Raw genomic sequence first — 17,762 nt, forward strand, 5'->3', positions numbered from 1 at the left:
CCCGGTTCGGCCCGGGCGCGAGGCGGATCTCGTGGCGTGCCCGGCCCGGCCCGCTCGGGTACCGGCGGTTCACGCGAACCGGTCCCCGGCAGCCACCCGGGCGCCGCGGGCCCAGTCGGTCGCCGCCATCGGCTTCTTGCCGGCCGGCTGCACCTGGCCCAGCCGTACCGCCGAGGACGCGGTGCCTACCAGCACCTCGGCGCGGTGCACGGCGAGCTCGCCCGGTGCGAGCGCCACGTCGAACTCGCCGAGCGCGACCGGCAGTACCTTGATTCGCTCGTCCCGGAAGGTGGTCCACGCGCCGGGCGCAGGCGTGCACGCGCGCACCCGGCGGTCCACCGCGAACGCCGGATCGTCCCAGCGCACCCGGGCGTCCTCGACCGTCACCTTCGGCGCCAGGCTGACCCCGTCGGTCGGCTGCGGTACCGCGTGGGCGGTGCCGTCCTCGATCGCGTCCAGCACCGCCACCAGCAGCCCGGCACCGGCGGTCGCCAGCCGGTCGAGCAGGTCGCCGGAGGTGTCGGTCGGCCGCACCCGTTCGGTGAGCGATCCGTACACCGGGCCGGTGTCCATCCCCTTCTCCAGCTCGAACACGCTCGCTCCGGTCACCTCGTCGCCGTGCAGCACCGCGTGCTGCACGGGCGCCGCACCACGCCAGGCCGGCAGCAGCGAGAAGTGCAGGTTGACCCAGCCGTGCGCCGGGATCTCCAGCGCGGCCTGCGGCACCAGCGCGCCGTAGGCGACGACCGGCACGCAGTCCGGCGCCGTGTCGCGCAGCCAGGCGAGGAACTCCTCGTCGGACGGCCGGCGCGGGGTCCGCACCTCGATGCCGTGCTCGTCCGCCCAGCTGGCGGCCGGCGAACGCAGCACCCGCCGGCCGCGGCCGGCGCGGGCGTCCGGCCGGGTCACCACACCCACCAGCTCGTGCCGCGACTCGGCGATCGCGGACAGGCTCGGCACCGCCACCTCGGGCGTACCGGCGAAGACGAGGCGCACGTCGTTTCCTCTCAGCCGAGCCGGCCGTGGATGTGGTGCGGGCTGACCTTGACCGTCGGCGCGGCCTCGCCGGACCAGTCGGCGTCGCGGATCGCCCGCATGGCCTCTCGCCGGGTCGCCGCGTCGAGCCGGTCGACGAACAGCACGCCGTCCAGGTGGTCGGTCTCGTGCTGCAGGCAGCGCGCCATCAGCCCGGTGCCCACCACCTGCACCGGATCGCCGTAGGCGTTGAACCCCTTGGCGACGACGTTCTGCCGGCGCTTGGTGTCGAAGTACAGCCCGGGTATCGACAGGCAGCCCTCCGGGCCGTCCTGCTCGTCGTCGTCCGGGAAGTCCAGGCCCGGGTTGACCAGATGGCCGCTGACCCGGCCGTCGGGCCCGGGCACGTCGAACACGAACACCCGGGCCGACACGCCGATCTGCGGCGCGGCCAGGCCGGCGCCGCGCTCCTCGGCCAGCGTCCGGGTCAGGTCGCGCACCAGCGCCCGCAGCTCCGCGTCGTAGCTCGCCACCGGCTCGCACTCGGTGCGCAGCACCGGGTCGCCGAACAGTCGCAACGCCCGCACCTGCGCGTCGGCCAGGTCGGCCGGCGCGAGCTGCACCGACCCGGTGACCACGGCGCTCGACGGCCGCGGCTCGGCGACGGCCGGTTCGATCCGCGCCGGTGGCGTGGCGGCCGGTTCGCGGGGCGGTGCCGGCGCCGACGGCTCAGCAGGTGCGCTCACGACCCGGTCCTCTCCCACCGACGACGATCATCAACCCCAGTCTACGGACCGGCGGACACGCCCCGTGACCAGCCGGCGTTACCGATCGGCGAGCGTGCCGCGCCGGTGGCTACAGCAGGTCGAGCGGGTCGATCTGGACCCGCACCGGGTCGGCTCCCTTGCGGGCGCTGCGTACCGCGGTGGCGGCGCGCAGGGCCGCCGCGAGCGCCGGCGCCTGCGGTCGCGGTACCCGCAGCAGCAGCCGCTCCCGTTCCGGCGCGTCGGGCGCCGCACGGGGGGTCGGGACGGGTACCGGGCCGAGCTCGTCGGTACCGTCCGGCAGCGTCGCCGCGGCCAGCAGCTCGGCGATCGCCGGCGCCGTCCCGGTGAGGCTCGCCATCCGGACCGCGGGCGGGAACCCGAGCGCGCGCCGGTCGGCCAGCTCCCGCTCGGCGAAGCCGGCGGCGTCGAACCGCACCAGTGCCTGCACCACCGGCACCGACGCGTCGGCGACGACGACCACTCGGCCACCGGCGTCGGCCGGGCGGGCCAGCACCGCGGCGGCGAGCCAGCGGCGCAGCGTCTCCTCCGCGGCGCGCAGGTCGGCGCGGGTCAGCAACGCCCACGAGTCCAGCAGCAGTACCGCACCGTAGCCGCCGACGGCGACCGGCTCGGCGCCCGGTGTGCTGACCACCACGGCGGGTTCGGCGTGGACGGTGGCGAGCACCCCGTCGCGCCCGGACGTGCGTACCACGGCGCCGGGGAAGGCCCGGCCCAGCTCCTCGGCGGTACGCCGGGCGCCGATCACCGCGGCCCGCAGCTCGCGCCCACCGCACTCCGGGCACCGGTACCCGCCGGCGGTGTGGCCGCACCACCGGCAGACGGGGAACCCACCGGCCGCCGGTACGGCCAGCGGGCCGGCGCACCGCGGGCACCGGGTGCGGGCCCGGCAGCGCTGGCACACCACCACCGGCAGGTAGCCGCGCCGCGGCACCTGCACCAGTACCGGGGTGCCGGCCGCGAGTGCTTCCCGGGCGGCGCGGACCGCGACACCGGGCAGCCGGGCTGCCGCGGCGGACGGATCGCGGGAGAGCTGGAACTCGTCGCCGGTGGCGATCACCCGTGGCGCGGCGGCCCGCAGCGCGGCCCGGTCGGCGTCGATCGGCTTGGCCCAGCCGGTGGCGAGCAGCAGCTGCGCCTCGGCGCTGCGCGCGTACCCGGCGAGCAGCGCCGCGGCGCCGGTCTGCTGGGCACGGGTGAGCAGCACCTCGCGGGCGTGCGGGTACGGCGCATGGTCGTCGGCGTGCAGGTCGTCGCCGTCGTCGAAGATCGCGACCAGCCCCAGCGCGGGTACCGGCGCGAACATCGCCGCCCGGGTGCCGATGACCACCGGCACCTCGCCGCGGACCGCCCGCAGGAACCGCCGGTACCGCTGCTCCGGGCCGAGCGAGGCGGCGATCGCCACGTGCCGGCCGGTACCCAGCCGGGCGGTCAGCGCGGCGTCGAGCCGGTCCAGGTCGCGCGCGTCCGGCACCACCGCCAGGCCGCCGCGCCCGCCGGCCGCGACGGCGGTCAGCGCGTCGGCGAGCCGGGCCGCCCAGTCGTCACCGGGCAGCGCGGTGAGGACCGCCCGGGGCGCCCGGCCGTCCGCCAGCGCCCGCAGGTACGCCGGTCCCGCCGGGTAGCCGCGCCAGCCGTGGCCGTCCGGCGGTGCGACCGGGCCGATCGGCGGCGGCTCCGGCTTCGCCCGTTCCGCCCGGGCATGCCGCGGCGGTACGGCCAGCCGCAGCACGTCGGCGAGCGTGCCCCCGTACCGGTCGGCGACGGCGCGGGCCAGCTCCACCACCTCTGGCGCGAGGACCGGCACGGCGGAGACGACGCGTTCCAGGAAGCCGAGCCGGCCGGTGAAGTCGGTGTCGGCGACCCGCGCCAGCACGAACCCGTCGGCGAGCTGCCCGCCGAACCTGACCCGGACCCGGCAGCCGGGCACCGCGGCCTCGGCCAGGTCGGCCGGCACCAGGTAGTCGAACGGTCGGTCCAGGTGGGCCAGCCCGACGTCGACGGCCACCTGCGCCACCGGCAGTTCGGCCGCCGCCGTCCTGGCCCGCGTCGGGCGCCGGGCCGGCGCCCGACGGGCCGGTGTGCGGGTCGGCGGGGTGGGCGCGCCGGGCAGCGGCAGCGTCTGGTCGTCGCTCACCCTGCAGTCCTACCTCGCCGACGTCGGTGCGCCGGCACGAACCGGGGCGTGTCCCGGCGAGCTGCCGTGGACACGCCCCGAAGTACGCGTGGCGCGAGGGAACCCGTGCGGTCCTACTTGGTGGCCGCCGACTTGAGCTCGTCGACCCGGTCGGTGTGCTCCCAGGTGAACTCGTCCAGCTCCCGGCCGAAGTGGCCGTACGCGGCGGTCTTCGAGTAGATCGGGCGGGCCAGGTCGAGATCGCGGATGATCGCGGCCGGACGCAGGTCGAACACCTCGGCGACGGCCTTCTCGATCCGCTCCACCGGCACCGTGTTGGTACCGAAGGTCTCGATGAACAGGCTCACCGGCTGCGCCTTGCCGATCGCGTACGCGACCTGCGCCTCGCACCGGTCGGCCAGACCGGCGGCGACCACGTTCTTCGCCACCCAGCGCATCGCGTACGCCGCGGACCGGTCGACCTTGGACGGGTCCTTGCCGGAGAACGCGCCGCCGCCGTGCCGCGAGTAGCCGCCGTAGGTGTCGACGATGATCTTGCGGCCGGTCAGGCCGGCGTCGCCCATCGGGCCGCCGATCTCGAACCGCCCGGTCGGGTTGACCAGCAGCCGGTAGTCCTGCGACTCCAGGTCGAGCTCGGCCAGCACCGGGGTGATCACGTGCTCGCGCACGTCCGGGGTCAGCAGCGACTCCAGCGAGATGTCCGGCGCGTGCTGGCTGGAGACCACCACGGTGTCCAGCCGCACCGGGCGGAACCCGTCGTACTCGATGGTGACCTGCGTCTTGCCGTCCGGCCGCAGGTAGGGGATGGTGCCCTCGTGCCGGGCGGCGGCGAGCCGCCGGGACAGCCGGTGCGCCAGCGCGATCGGCAGCGGCATCAGCTCGGGCGTCTCGGTGCAGGCGAAGCCGAACATCATGCCCTGGTCGCCGGCACCCTGCTGGTCCAGCGAGTCGTCACTGGAGCCGGCCCGCGTCTCGTACGCGGTGTCGACGCCGACCGCGATGTCCGGCGACTGGGCACCGATCGACACGCTCACACCACACGAAGCCCCGTCGAAACCCTTCTTCGACGAGTCGTACCCGATCCGCAGGATCGTGTCGCGCACGATGCGCGGAATGTCGGCGTAGGCCTCCGTGGTGACCTCACCGGCCACGTGGACCTGGCCGGTGGTGATCAGAGTTTCCACCGCGACCCGGCTGCGCGGGTCCTGCGCGATCAGGGCGTCCAGAATCCCGTCGCTGATCTGGTCAGCGATCTTGTCCGGATGGCCTTCGGTGACCGACTCCGATGTGAACAAGCGGCGTGCCATCGTACTCCCCGGAGTGTGCGATTTGATGAACGGCGAGTCTAGCCGGACGACTGCGAGGCGAACTCGCGGGTGGCCACGCCGCAGGAACTGACCACGAGACTACTCATGCCCGGCGCCCCGGCCCAGCACCCCGAGCCGGGAAACAACCAGGTCCAGTACCTCGTCGGCCAGTTCGACCTTGCTCATCTCGGTCAAATCGGTGCGACCGCCGTCGGCGTCGAGCACCGTTGCGGCATTGGTGTCGGTACCGAACCCGCGGTCCGGCCCGACCCGGTTGGCCACGATCAGGTCGGCGCGCTTGCGGGCGAGTTTACCGGCGGCGTTCTCGAGCAGGTCGTCGGTCTCGGCGGCGAACGCGACGAGCACCTGCCCCGGCCGCTTCGCCGCACCGAGCTCGGCCGCGATGTCGGGGTTGACGGCCAGCTCCAGCGGCGGCGTGGTCCCGTCCGGGGTCTTCTTGATCTTGCTGGTGGACGGGTGCGCGGGCCGGAAGTCCGCCGGGGCCGCCGCGAACACCATCGCGTCCGCGTCGCCGGCGGCGAGCAGCGCCTGCCGCAGCTGCTCGGTGGTCTCCACCCGGACCAGCTGCGCCCCGGCCGGCGTGGGCAGCGCGACGTTCGCGGCGACCAGCGTCACCCGGGCACCGCGGGCCAGCGCGGCGCGGGCGAACGCGTACCCCTGCTTACCGCTGGACCGGTTGCCGATGAACCGGACCGGATCCAGGTACTCCCGGGTACCGCCGGCGCTGACCACCACGTGCCGCCCGGCCAGGTCGTGGCGCTGCCCGTACCGGCCGGCGAGCACCGCCTCGACCACCTCGTACAGCGCGGCCGGGTCCGGCAGCCGCCCCTTGCCGGTGTCCGGCCCGGTGAGCCGGCCCACGTCCGGTTCGACCACGATCGCGCCGCGCGAGCGCAGCGTCGCCACGTTGGCCACGGTCGCCGGGTGCTGCCACATCTCGGTGTGCATCGCCGGCGCGAACACCACCGGTCCGCGGGCGGCGAGCAGGGTGGCGGTGAGCAGGTCGTCGGCCCGCCCGGTCGCGGCCCGGGCGAGCAGGTCGGCGGTCGCCGGTGCGACGATCACCAGATCGGCGCGCTGTCCCAGCTCGACGTGTTCCACCTCGGGTACGTCGTCGAACACACCGGTGTGCACCGGCTGCCCGGACAGCGCCTCCCAGGTCGGTGCGCCGACGAACCGCAGCGCGGCCGGCGTGGGTACCACCCGGACCCGGTGACCGGCCTCGGTGCACCGCCGCAGCAGCTCGCACGCCTTGTACGCGGCGATGCCGCCGGCGACGCCCAGCACGATGTTTCGGCTCATACCGCACACTCAACCGCACCGGTGCCGCCGCCGTCACGTCGACCGGGTGATCGGCGGGTCCGGTCACCACGGGCCGGACACGCCAACGGCGCCGCATCCGCCACCCGGGTCAGCGGGTGGGATGCGACGCCGTGAAGGTGGCGACTCGCCGTCAGGCCTCGTTGGTGGGCTCGGCGGTGAGCAGGCCGGCGTTGATCTCCCGGAGCGAGATCGACAGCGCCTTCTCCTGCGGGGTGGTCTCGACCAGCGGCCCGACGTACTCCAACAGACCCTCGCCGAGCTGCGAGTAGTACGCGTTGATCTGGCGGGCGCGCTTGGCGCCGAAGATGACCAGGGCGTACTTCGACGGCGTCTTCTCGAGCAGCTCGTCGATCGGGGGGTTGGTGATTCCTTCGGGACTGGCCACGGTTCCGGACACGCGGATCGACCTCAATGCCTGCGATCGTTGGGTGGGCGGCGACAGTGTCACATGTCGACCGATGCCGACGGGGCGGCGACTGACACCATTGTGAACGACCGATGGTAGCAACAGGTTGTGACCATCGGCGAGGCAATCGCGGGGCACCGTTCGCTTTCTGTGACCGAAGACACGAAGTGGTCAGTCAGGCGCGGTGCGTGGCCGACGCGGCCGGATCCAGCAGCGCGACGAGCTCGTCGGCCGCCTGGTCGATCGAGTGGTTGACGATCGTGACGTCGAACTCGGGCTCGGCGGCGAGCTCCTCGCGGGCCAGCCGCAGCCGCCGCTGGATGGTCTGCTCGTCCTCGGTGCCGCGGCCGACCAGCCGGCGGACCAGCTCGTCCCAGCTCGGCGGGGCCAGGAACACCAGCCTGGCCCCCGGCATCGCGGCGCGGACCTGGCGGGCGCCCTGCAGGTCGATCTCCAGCAGCGCCGGCAGCCCGGCCGCCAGCCGCTGCTCCACCGGGCCGCGCGGGGTGCCGTAACAGTGGCCGGCGTACTCGGCCCACTCGAGCAGCTGACCCGCGGCCACCATCCGGTCGAACTCGGCCCGGTCGACGAAGTGGTAGTGCCGGCCGTCCACCTCGCCGGGGCGCGGGGTGCGGGTGGTGACCGACACCGACAGCCAGACATCGGGATATCGCTGCCGCACCCGCGCGTACACACTGCCCTTGCCGACCCCGGACGGACCGGACAGGACGGTGAGGAAGGCGGGATGCGGCGCGGCGGCGCGGTCAACGGTCACTGCTTGTTTCTACCGAACATGCTCCAGGCACGTGCAGGGAACTCCGGCGCCAGTGGCGTCCGGTGCCCCGCAGCGCCAGTCGTCGGGTGTTGCCTCGATCGTCGAACTGGGTCGAACTGCTCGGAGGGTGTGTCGGTCAACCGCACCGACACACCCTCAACCTACCTACTCGGCAGCGCTGAACTCGGCGAGCAGCGAGGAACGCTGGTGCTCGCCGAGGCCACGAAGCCGCCGGCTGTCCGCGATGTGCAGCCGCTCCATGATCTGGGCGGCGCGCACCTTGCCAATTCCGGGCAGCGCCTCGAGCACCGCCGACACCTTCAGCTTGCCGACCACCTCATTGGCGTCGGCCTGCTTCAGAACGTCGGCGAGGCTCGTGTCCCCCCGCTTGAGCTTTTCCTTCAGCTCAGCGCGGGCCTTGCGCGCGGCAGCCGCTTTCTCCAGCGCGGCAGCACGCTGCTCAGGGGTGAGCGACGGGAGCGGCACGAAGGTCTCCTTGGGTTGCGTGTGTGAAGAAACGAAACGGATGAACTACCAGCGCGGGAAACCTAGCGGGCAATCGCACCAGGAAGCAACGCCGGCACGCGCGAGCGGTACCCGCTAAATGGTGTCATCGATGTCACATTCTTGCGGAACAACTCACGCGCTTCGACTCAGCACGCTAGCGCAAGAGCGCCACACCGTGTCGGCGGAGGCACGCAACGCATCCACAGACGGTCCGGTTTGGAGTATTTCACGGGAGTATGCGGGCAGGACCAGCGGCAATGCCGAGCCGAACAGATCGGTCAGGTCCTCCGGCCGACCGCCCTGCGCACCCAGGCCGGGTGCCAGCAACGGGCCGTTCACCTTCGCCAGATCGTGACCGATTCCGCCCGCCGCGGTCGCGCCGACCACGGCGCCGAGCGACCCGAACGGGGTGGCCCCGGCGTTGCGGGCGGCCAGTTCGTCCAGGATCGTGCCGGCCACCGTACGGCCGTCCGCGGCCACCGCGCGCTGCACCGCGGCGCCCTCCGGGTTCGACGTCAGCGCCAGCACGAACACCCCCTTGCCGTGCCGCGCGGCCAGCTCGAACATCGGCTCCAGCGAGCCGAACCCGAGGTACGGGCTGGCGGTCACCGCGTCACCGGCGAGCGGGCTCGCCGGGTCGAGGTAGGCGTCCGCGTACGCGGCGACCGTGGAACCGATGTCGCCGCGCTTGGCGTCCACGAGTACCAGCGCGCCGGCCGAGCGGGCCTCCGCGATCACCGTCTCCAGCACCGCGACGCCGCGCGAGCCGTGCCGTTCGAAGAACGCCGACTGCGGCTTGAGCACGGCGACCCGGTCGGCGAGCGCCTCGACCACGGTACGGGCGAACCGGTCCAGGCCGGCGGCGTCGTCGCGCAGACCCCAGGCGGACAGCAGACCGGGATGCGGGTCGATGCCGACGCACAGCCCCGGGCGGGTGGCGCCGGCTTCGGCCAGCCGGGCGGCGAACGACGTCTGCGAACCGGTCATCGCGTCTCCTGCCTGCTGTCCGCGGTTACCCGCGGTCGGTACACGGTCTGGCCGACCGCGCGGTTGATCTGGTGGACCAGTTCCGGCCCGCGGTAGATGAAACCGGTGTAGAGCTGCACCAGGCGCGCGCCGGCGTCCAGCATCCGCAGCGCACCCTGCGGATCGAGGATGCCGCCGACCCCGATCACCGGCAACCGGCCACCGGTCTCGCGGTACACGAAATCGACCAGCTGCACGGCGCGCTCGTGCAGCGGCCGGCCGGACAGGCCACCGGCCTGGTCGCCGACCGCGGCGTCGGCGACGGCGAGCCCGTCGCGGGCCAGCGTCGTGTTGGTGGCGATGATGCCGGCCACCCCGGCGTCGGTGCAGACCTGCAGCAGCTCGGCCAGGGCCGGCTCGGTCAGGTCCGGCGCCACCTTCACCAGCAGCGGGCGCGGCGCCGCGTCGCCGGCCAGTACCCGGGACTCCGCCGACAGCGCCGCGAGCAGTTCCGACAGCGCGCCGGCGTCCTGCAGCGTGCGCAGGCCCGGGGTGTTCGGCGACGAGACGTTGATCGCGAAGTAGTCGCCGTGCCGGTACAGGGTGCGCAGCGAGGCGAGGTAGTCGTCGACCGCGTCGGGCAGCGGCGTCACCTTCGACTTGCCGATGCTGATGCCCAGCGGTACCGGCAGCGGCCCCAGGGCGGCCAGCCGGGCCGCCAGGGCGGCCGCTCCGGCGTTGTTGAAGCCCATCCGGTTGATCAGGGCGTCCGAGGCCGGCAATCGGAACAGGCGCGGTTTCGGGTTGCCCGGTTGCGGATGCCGGGTGACCGTGCCGACCTCGACGAAACCGAAGCCCAGCGCCGGCCAGGCCGGCAGCGCAACGCCGTCCTTGTCCAGCCCGGCGGCGAGACCCACCGGGTTCGGGAACCGGACACCGAACGCCTCCACCGGCGCCGACCGGGCGTGCTTGCGGTAGCGGGCCGTCGCGGCCCACAGCGCGGTGAGCCGGGCCGGCCCGCCGGCGAGCCCGGACAGCACCCGCAGCGTCGCGGTGTGCGCCACCTCGGCGTCCCCGCCGCCCAGCCGGAACAGCGCCGGACGCAGCAGCTGCCGGTACATCAGGCGCCGCGCCGGGCCGCGTGCAGCGCCTGCAGCGGCCGTACCGTCATCTCGCCGCGGATCAGCGCCTCGATGCCCATGATCGCCGCCGAGGCGCCCTGCACCGTGGTGATGCACGGGGTGTCGGTGGTGACCGCGGCGCTGCGGATCTCGTACCCGTCGACGCGCGGCCCCGACCCGTGCGGCGTGTTGATCACCAGGGCCACCTCGCCGGACTCGATCAGCTCGACCGCGTTCGGCCCGGCGTCGCCGGCCGGATCCTCGAAGTGCTTGCGCACCACCCGGGTGGCGATGCCGTGCCGGCGCAGCACCTCCGCGGTACCGGCGGTCGCGACGATCTCGAAGCCGAGGTCGGCGAGCCGCTTGACCGGGAAGATCAGTGCCCGCTTGTCCCGGTTCGCGGCCGAGACGAACACCGTGCCGGCGGTCGGCAGCGACCCGTACACCGCGGCCTGCGCCTTGGCGAACGCGTGGCCGAAGCTGGTGTCGATGCCCATCACCTCGCCGGTGGATTTCATCTCCGGCCCGAGCAGCGAGTCGACCCCGTGCCCCTCGAGGGTGCGGAACCGCTTGAACGGCAGCACCGCCTCCTTGACCGCGACCGGCGCATCGGCCGGCAGGGTGGCGTTGTCGCCGGTGGCCGGCAGCATCCCCTCGCCGCGCAGCTGCTCGATGGTGGCGCCGAGCATGATCCGGGCCGCGGCCTTCGCCAGCGACACCCCGGTCGCCTTCGACACGAACGGCACCGTACGGCTGGCGCGCGGGTTGGCCTCCAGCACGTAGAGCCGGTCGTCCTTCAACGCGTACTGCACGTTGAGCAGCCCGCGCACCCCGACCCCGTGCGCGATGGCCTCGGTGTAGCTGCGGACCTGCTCGATGTCCGAGGCGCCCAGGGTGATCGGCGGCAGCGTGCAGGACGAGTCGCCGGAGTGCACCCCGGCCTCCTCGATGTGCTCCATCACGCCGCCCAAAAACACCTGCTCGCCGTCGCACAGCGCGTCCACGTCGATCTCGATCGCGTCGTCCAGGAACCGGTCGACCAGCACCGGATGCTCCGGCGACGCCTCCGTGGCGCGGTCGATGTAGCCGCGCAGGGTGGCCTCGTCGTACACGATCTCCATGCCGCGCCCGCCCAGCACGTACGACGGGCGCACCAGCACCGGGTAACCGATCTCGTCGGCGATCGCCTTCGCCTCGTCGAACGAGGTGGCCGTGCCGTACTGCGGGGCGGCGAGGCCGGCGTCGGTGAGCAGCTTGCCGAACGCGCCACGGTCCTCGGCCGCGTCGATGCTCGCCGGGCTGGTACCGACGATCGGGACGCCGGCGTCCGCCAGCCGCCGGGCCAGCCCCAGCGGCGTCTGCCCACCCAGCTGGACGATCACCCCGACCACGCCCGGACCGCCGGCCGCCTTGCCGGAGGAGTCCTCGGCGTGCACGACCTCCAGCACGTCCTCGAAGGTCAGCGGCTCGAAGTAGAGCCGGTCGGCGGTGTCGTAGTCGGTCGACACCGTCTCCGGGTTGCAGTTGACCATCACCGTCTCGTACCCGCCGTCGCCGGCAGCGTCGTCGCGCAGCGCCATCACCGCGTGCACGCACGAGTAGTCGAACTCGATGCCCTGCCCGATCCGGTTGGGCCCGGAGCCGAGGATCAGCACCTTCGGCCGCGGCGACGGCGCGACCTCGGTCTCCGCCGCCGGATCGGTCTCGTACGCTGAGTAGTGGTAGGGCGTCGTCGCGGCGAACTCGGCCGCGCAGGTGTCCACGGTCTTGTACACCGGGCGCACCCCGAGGCGGTGCCGCAGCCGGCGCACCCCGTCCTCGCCGGCGAGCTCCGGGCGCAGCGCGGCGAGCTGCCGGTCGGACAGTCCGGCCCGCTTCGCCCGGCGCAGCAGCGCCGCATCCAGCACCGCCGCCTCGGTGATCTCGGCCCGCAGCTCGACCAGCGCGGCGACCTGGTCGACGAACCACGGGTCCATCCCGGACGCTTCGCACACCTGCGCCACGTCGGCCCCGGCGCGCAGCGCCCGTTCCACCGTGTACAGCCGGCCGTCGTGCGGGGTGCGCAGCGCGGTCAGCAGCTCCTCGACGCTTCCCGGTGCGCCGTCGCGGGTCCAGAAGCCGGCGGCCTTGGTCTCCATCGACCGCATCGCCTTGTTCAGCGCCTCACCGAAGCTGCGGCCCAACGACATGGCCTCGCCGACCGACTTCATCGTCGTGGTCAGCTCCGGGTCAGCGCCCGGGAACTTTTCGAACGTGAACCGCGGGATCTTGACCACCACGTAGTCCAGCGTCGGCTCGAATGCCGCCGGGGTGGCCTTGGTGATGTCGTTCGGGATCTCGTCCAGGGTGTAGCCGACGGCGAGCTTCGCGGCGATCTTCGCGATCGGGAACCCGGTCGCCTTCGACGCCAGCGCCGACGAGCGGGACACCCGCGGGTTCATCTCGATCACGATCATCCGGCCGTCGACCGGGTTGACCGCGAACTGGATGTTGCATCCCCCGGTGTCCACCCCGACCTTGCGCAGCACCGCGATCGCCAGGTCACGCATCTGCTGGTACTCGCGGTCGGTCAGCGTCATCGCCGGTGCCACGGTGACCGAGTCGCCGGTGTGCACGCCCATCGGGTCGACGTTCTCGATCGAGCAGACGACCACGACGTTGTCGTTGCGGTCGCGCATCAGCTCGAGTTCGTACTCCTTCCAGCCGAGTACGGACTCCTCGATCAGCACCTCGTGGGTCGGGCTCGCGGCCAACCCCGCACCGGCGATGCGCTCCAGCTGCTCGGCGTCGTGCGCCATGCCGGAGCCCAGCCCGCCCATGGTGAAGCTGGGCCGGATCACGACCGGCAGGCCCAGCTCGGCGACGGTGGCGCGGACCTCGGCCATCGAGTGACACACCGCGCTGCGCGGCACGTCCCCGCCAACCTCGCGGACCACCTGCTTGAACTTCTCCCGGTCCTCGCCGCGGCCGATCGCCTCGATGTCGGCGCCGATCAGCTCGACCCCGTGCTTGGCGAGGATGCCCTGCTCGTCCAGCGCGACCGCGGCGTTCAGCGCGGTCTGGCCGCCGAGCGTGGCGAGCAGCGCGTCGATCGGATGGCCGTTCGCCGCCTCGGTCGCGATCACCTGCTCGATGAACTCGGTGGTGATCGGCTCGACGTAGGTGGCGTCGGCGAACTCCGGGTCGGTCATGATCGTCGCCGGGTTGGAGTTGACCAGCGTGACCCGCAGTCCCTCGGCCCGCAGCACCCGGCACGCCTGGGTGCCGGAGTAGTCGAACTCGCAGGCCTGGCCGATCACGATCGGCCCGGAGCCGATGACCAGGACGTGCTGGATATCGGTACGCCTAGGCATCCGCCGGCCCCCCTTGCGTTGCGGTGGCCGGACGCGCCTGCCCCTCGATCAATGCGGTGAACCTGTCGAACAGGTAGTCGGCGTCGTGCGGACCGGCCGCCGCCTCCGGGTGGTACTGCACCGAGAACGCCACGGTGCGCCCGCCGTCGGCGACCCGCAGCCCCTCCACCACCTCGTCGTTGAGGCACACGTGGCTGACCTCGACCCGCCCGTACTCGGTGTCGGTCGCGCCCTCGCGCGGGGCGTCCACGGCGAACCCGTGGTTGTGCGCGGTGACCTCGACCTTGCCGGTCGTGCGGTCCTGCACGGGCTGGTTGATGCCGTGGTGGCCGTAGGCCAGCTTGTACGTGCCGAAGCCCAGCGCGCGGCCGAGGATCTGGTTGCCGAAGCAGATGCCGAAGATCGGTACCTTGCGGGCCAGCAGCGCGCGGGTCAGCTCGACCTGCTCGTCGGCGGTGGCCGGATCGCCCGGCCCGTTGGACAGGAACACCGCGTCCGGGCCGGTCGCCAGCACGTCCTCGACGGTGGTGGTGGCCGGCAGTACGTGCGTGGTGACGCCGCGGGCCGCCAGCCGGCGCGGCGTGTTGCGCTTGATGCCGAGATCCAGCGCCGCCACGGTGAACCGGTGTGTGCCCTCGGCGGCCACCGAGTACGGCTGCCGCGTGGTGACCTCGCCGACCAGGTTGGCGCCGACCATCGCCGGCGCGGCCCGCACCTTGGCCAGCAGCGCCGCCGGGTCGGTGTCCACGCTGGAAACGCCGACCCGCATCGCGCCGCGCTCGCGCAGGTGCCGGGTCAGCGCCCGGGTGTCGATACCGGCGATGCCGACCACGCCCTGCTCGACCAGCCGGTCGGCGAGCGAGCCGGTGGACCGCCAGTTCGAGGCGATCCGGGCCGGGTCGCGGGCCACGTAGCCGGCCAGCCACATCCGGTCGGACTCGTCGTCGGCGTCGTTCACGCCGGTGTTGCCGATGTGCGGCGCGGTCATCGCGATGACCTGGCCGCGGTACGACGGGTCGGTCAGCGTCTCCTGGTAGCCGGTCATGCCGGTGTTGAACACCGCCTCGCCGAACGTCTCGCCGATCGCGCCGAACGGCTCGCCGGTGAAGGTACGGCCGTCCTCCAGGACCAGGATCGCGGTCTTGTCCGTGCTCACAGTTGCGCCTTCCCGTCCAGCACCGTTGGCGTACCCGCCAGGAACGTCGCCACCACGCGGCCGGGCAGGGTGCGCCCCGCGTACGGCGTGTTGCGGCTGCGCGAGGCGAGCTCGCCGCCGTCTACCGTCACCCGCGCCGCCGGGTCCACCAGCGTCAGGTTCGCCGGTACGCCGGGGGCCGGGTCGAGGCCGTGCTCGGCCAGGCCGGCGATGCGCGCCGGGCGCCGGCTCGTCCGCTCCGCGACCCCGTCCCAGTCGAGCCGCCCCGCCTCGGTCCCGCCGGGCGTCTCGGCGCCGGGGCCGTCGAGCCGCGCCGGGTCGAGCATCGTGTGCAGGACCACCGGCAGGGCGGTCTGCAGGCCGAGCATGCCGGGCCGCGCGTACGGCCACTCGCACTCCTTGTCCTCGACCGTGTGCGGGGCATGGTCGGTCGCGACCACGTCCACGACGCCCTCGGCCAGCGCGGCCCGCAGCGCGGCCACGTCGGCGTCGGTCCGCAACGGCGGGTTGACCTTGAACACCGGGTCGTAGTCGCGCGCCAGCGCATCGGTCAGCAGCAGGTGATGCGGGGTGACCTCGGCGGTCACCCGGATGCCGCGGGCCTTGGCCCAGCGCAGGATCTCCACGCTGCCGGCGGTGGACACGTGGCAGATGTGCAGCCGGGCGCCGACGTGCTCGGCCAGCAGCACGTCGCGGGCGATGATCGCCTCCTCGGCGACCGCCGGCCAGCCGGTCAGCCCCAGCCGGGCCGACCACTCCCCCTCGTGCAGCTGCGCGCCGGCGGTCAGCCGCGGCTCCTCGGCGTGCTGCGCGATCACCCCGTCGAACGCCTTCACGTACTCCAGGGCGCGGCGCATCAGCCGCGGATCGGACACGCAGTGGCCGTCGTCGGAGAAGATGCGGACCGCCGCGGCCGAGTCGGCCATCGCGCCCAGTTCGGCCAGCCGCTCGCCGGCGAGCCCCACGGTCACCGCGCCGATCGGCTGCACGTGTACCAGCCCGGCGTCCCGGCCCAGCCGGTACACCTGCTCGACCACGCCGGCGGTGTCGGCCACCGGGTCGGTGTTGGCCATCGCGCACACCGCGGTGTATCCGCCCAACGCCGCCGCCCGGGAGCCGGACTCGACCGTCTCGGCGTCCTCCCGGCCCGGTTCGCGCAGGTGGGTGTGCAGGTCGACCAGGCCCGGCAGGGCCACCAGGCCGTCCGCGTCGATGCGGGTCGCGCCGGGCGCGGACGCGCCGGGGCCCACCTCGGCGACCACCCCGTCGGTGATCACGATGTCGGTCTTCTCGGCGCCCAGGATCCGGGCACCGGCCAGCACGAAGCTGCTCACGACTTTCCCCCCAGCAGCAGGTAGAGCACGGCCATCCGGACGCTGACCCCGTTGGCCACCTGTTCGACGATCGTGGCCCGGGCCGAGTCGGCGACCTCCGGGGCGATCTCCATTCCGCGGTTCATCGGCCCCGGGTGCATCACGATCGCGTGCTCGGGCAGCCGCGCCGCCCGCGCCACGTCCAGGCCGTAGCGCCGGGCGTACTCGCGGGCCGACGGGAAGTACGAGTCGTTCATCCGCTCCCGCTGCACCCGCAGCATCATCACCACGTCGACGGCGCCCAGCACCGCGTCCAGGTCGTACGAGACCGCGCAGGGCCAGGTGTCGACCCCGACCGGCAGCAGCGTCGGCGGGCTGACCAGGGTGACCTTCGCCCCGAGGGTGGCGAGCAGCAGCACGTTGGACCGGGCGACCCGGCTGTGCAGCACGTCACCGACGATCGCCACCCGCAGCCCCTCGAGGGTGCCGAGCCGGGCCCGCATCGTGTACGCGTCGAGCAGCGCCTGGGTGGGGTGCTCGTGGGTGCCGTCACCGGCGTTGACCACGCTGCCGTCCACCCAGCGGGCCAGCCGGTGCGGCGCACCGGACGCGGAGTGCCGGATGACCACCGCGTCGGCGCCCATCGCCTGCAGGGTCAGCGCGGTGTCCTTGAGCGACTCGCCCTTGGACACGCTCGAGCCCTTGGCGGAGAAGTTGATCACGTCGGCACTCAGCCGCTTCGCCGCCACCTCGAACGAGGTACGGGTGCGGGTGGAGTCCTCGTAGAACAGGTTCACCACGGTGCGCCCGCGCAGCGTCGGGAGCTTCTTCACCTCGCGGCCGGCGACGGTGGCCATCTCGGTGGCGGTGTCGAGCACCAGCGTGGCGGTGCTGCGGTCCAGGTCGGCCGCACTGAGCAGGTGGGTGATCATCGGCGCTCCCCTCCGGCGGCCGGGACGGTGTCCTCGCTCGGGCCGGCCAGCAGCACCGCGTCGGCGCCGTCGACCTCGCGCAGCAGTACCCGGACGCTTTCGGCGAGCGAGGTGGGCAGGTTCTTGCCGACGTAGTCGGCGCGGATCGGCAGCTGCCGGTGGCCTCGGTCGACCAGTACCGCGAGCTGCACCTGGCTGGGCCGGCCGAGGTCGTTGAGCGCGTCCAGCGCGGCGCGCACGGTGCGGCCGGAGAACAGCACGTCGTCGGCGAGGATCACCCGCTTGCCGTCGATGCCGCCGGGCGGCAGATCGGTCGGACCGACCGCGCGGGTGCGCTGCAGCCGCAGGTCGTCGCGGTAGAGGGTGACGTCCAGGGTGCCGACCGGCACCTGTACGCCCTCGAAGGCGGCGATCCGGTCGGCCAGCCGGGCGGCGAGCGGGACGCCACGGGTCGGGATGCCCAGCAGTACCGTGTCGGTGGCGCCGCGGGTCTTCTCCAGGATCTGGTGGGCGATCCGGGCGGTGATGCGGGCGAGATCCGATCCGGTCAGGATCGGTCGATGATTTCCGGGATCGGCCGCTTCGGTGGAATCCGACCTGTTCGCGGCATCGTGATCCGGCCGGCCTTCAGGCAGGCCGGCGGGTGGTGCGGTCATGTTCCAGACTCCTTCCCCGCCTCACCGGA

15 protein-coding genes are annotated in these 17,762 nt (G+C 73.3%); all 15 read right to left on the reverse strand.

Annotated elements, in window-relative coordinates:
- Positions 1–69: 69 nt before the first annotated feature.
- Complete coding sequence (gene fmt / locus Asera_RS23230; protein ID WP_030447313.1) at positions 70–996, reverse strand: methionyl-tRNA formyltransferase; 927 nt, start codon at positions 994–996, stop codon at positions 70–72.
- 11 nt (positions 997–1,007) lie between these two features.
- Positions 1,008–1,562 (reverse strand): peptide deformylase, encoded by a 555-nt coding sequence (def, locus tag Asera_RS23235; RefSeq protein WP_030447314.1) that lies wholly within the window; start codon positions 1,560–1,562, stop codon positions 1,008–1,010.
- Between the two features lie 268 nt (positions 1,563–1,830).
- On the reverse strand, positions 1,831–3,768 hold the full coding sequence (locus Asera_RS23240; protein ID WP_030447315.1) for a primosomal protein N': 1,938 nt from the start codon (positions 3,766–3,768) through the stop codon (positions 1,831–1,833).
- Positions 3,769–4,010: 242 nt separating this feature from the next.
- Positions 4,011–5,204, reverse strand: coding sequence for a methionine adenosyltransferase (metK, locus tag Asera_RS23245; protein ID WP_030447316.1), 1,194 nt, complete (start codon positions 5,202–5,204; stop codon positions 4,011–4,013).
- A 99-nt stretch (positions 5,205–5,303) separates the two neighbouring features.
- A complete protein-coding gene (gene coaBC / locus Asera_RS23250; protein ID WP_030447317.1) occupies positions 5,304–6,527 on the reverse strand; it encodes a bifunctional phosphopantothenoylcysteine decarboxylase/phosphopantothenate--cysteine ligase CoaBC in 1,224 nt (407 codons plus the stop codon).
- A 151-nt stretch (positions 6,528–6,678) separates the two neighbouring features.
- Entirely contained in the window at positions 6,679–6,945 is a 267-nt protein-coding gene (gene rpoZ / locus Asera_RS23255) for a DNA-directed RNA polymerase subunit omega (RefSeq protein ID WP_030447318.1), read from the reverse strand.
- Between the two features lie 184 nt (positions 6,946–7,129).
- The gene (gene gmk / locus Asera_RS23260) at positions 7,130–7,729 is read right to left on the reverse strand and encodes a guanylate kinase (protein ID WP_035297339.1); all 600 of its coding nucleotides are present in this window, start codon (positions 7,727–7,729) and stop codon (positions 7,130–7,132) included.
- Between the two features lie 165 nt (positions 7,730–7,894).
- On the reverse strand, positions 7,895–8,215 hold the full coding sequence (mihF, locus tag Asera_RS23265) for an integration host factor, actinobacterial type (RefSeq protein ID WP_030447320.1): 321 nt from the start codon (positions 8,213–8,215) through the stop codon (positions 7,895–7,897).
- A gap of 153 nt (positions 8,216–8,368) precedes the next feature.
- Positions 8,369–9,223: an orotidine-5'-phosphate decarboxylase gene (gene pyrF / locus Asera_RS23270; RefSeq protein ID WP_030447321.1), complete on the reverse strand. Its 855-nt coding sequence runs from the start codon at positions 9,221–9,223 to the stop codon at positions 8,369–8,371.
- On the reverse strand, positions 9,220–10,326 hold the full coding sequence (locus tag Asera_RS23275; RefSeq protein ID WP_051802545.1) for a quinone-dependent dihydroorotate dehydrogenase: 1,107 nt from the start codon (positions 10,324–10,326) through the stop codon (positions 9,220–9,222). The genes pyrF and Asera_RS23275 overlap by 4 nt, the downstream gene beginning before the upstream one ends.
- Positions 10,323–13,676 carry a carbamoyl-phosphate synthase large subunit gene (gene carB, locus Asera_RS23280; RefSeq protein ID WP_030447323.1) on the reverse strand — a complete coding sequence of 1,118 codons (3,354 nt, stop codon included), beginning with the start codon at positions 13,674–13,676 and terminating at the stop codon, positions 10,323–10,325. The genes Asera_RS23275 and carB overlap by 4 nt, the downstream gene beginning before the upstream one ends.
- Positions 13,669–14,832 carry a glutamine-hydrolyzing carbamoyl-phosphate synthase small subunit gene (gene carA, locus Asera_RS23285; protein WP_030447324.1) on the reverse strand — a complete coding sequence of 388 codons (1,164 nt, stop codon included), beginning with the start codon at positions 14,830–14,832 and terminating at the stop codon, positions 13,669–13,671. The genes carB and carA overlap by 8 nt, the downstream gene beginning before the upstream one ends.
- A complete protein-coding gene (locus Asera_RS23290; protein ID WP_030447325.1) occupies positions 14,829–16,166 on the reverse strand; it encodes a dihydroorotase in 1,338 nt (445 codons plus the stop codon). Before Asera_RS23290 ends, carA begins: the two co-directional genes overlap by 4 nt.
- Positions 16,163–17,077, reverse strand: a complete 915-nt coding sequence (locus Asera_RS23295) for an aspartate carbamoyltransferase catalytic subunit (protein WP_030447326.1) — start codon at positions 17,075–17,077, stop codon at positions 16,163–16,165. Before Asera_RS23295 ends, Asera_RS23290 begins: the two co-directional genes overlap by 4 nt.
- Complete coding sequence (gene pyrR, locus Asera_RS23300; protein WP_051802499.1) at positions 17,074–17,733, reverse strand: bifunctional pyr operon transcriptional regulator/uracil phosphoribosyltransferase PyrR; 660 nt, start codon at positions 17,731–17,733, stop codon at positions 17,074–17,076. The genes Asera_RS23295 and pyrR overlap by 4 nt, the downstream gene beginning before the upstream one ends.
- Between the last annotated feature and the right edge of the window lie 29 nt (positions 17,734–17,762).

The organism is Actinocatenispora sera (assembly GCF_018324685.1).
Classification (GTDB): Bacteria; Actinomycetota; Actinomycetes; order Mycobacteriales; family Micromonosporaceae; genus Actinocatenispora; species Actinocatenispora sera.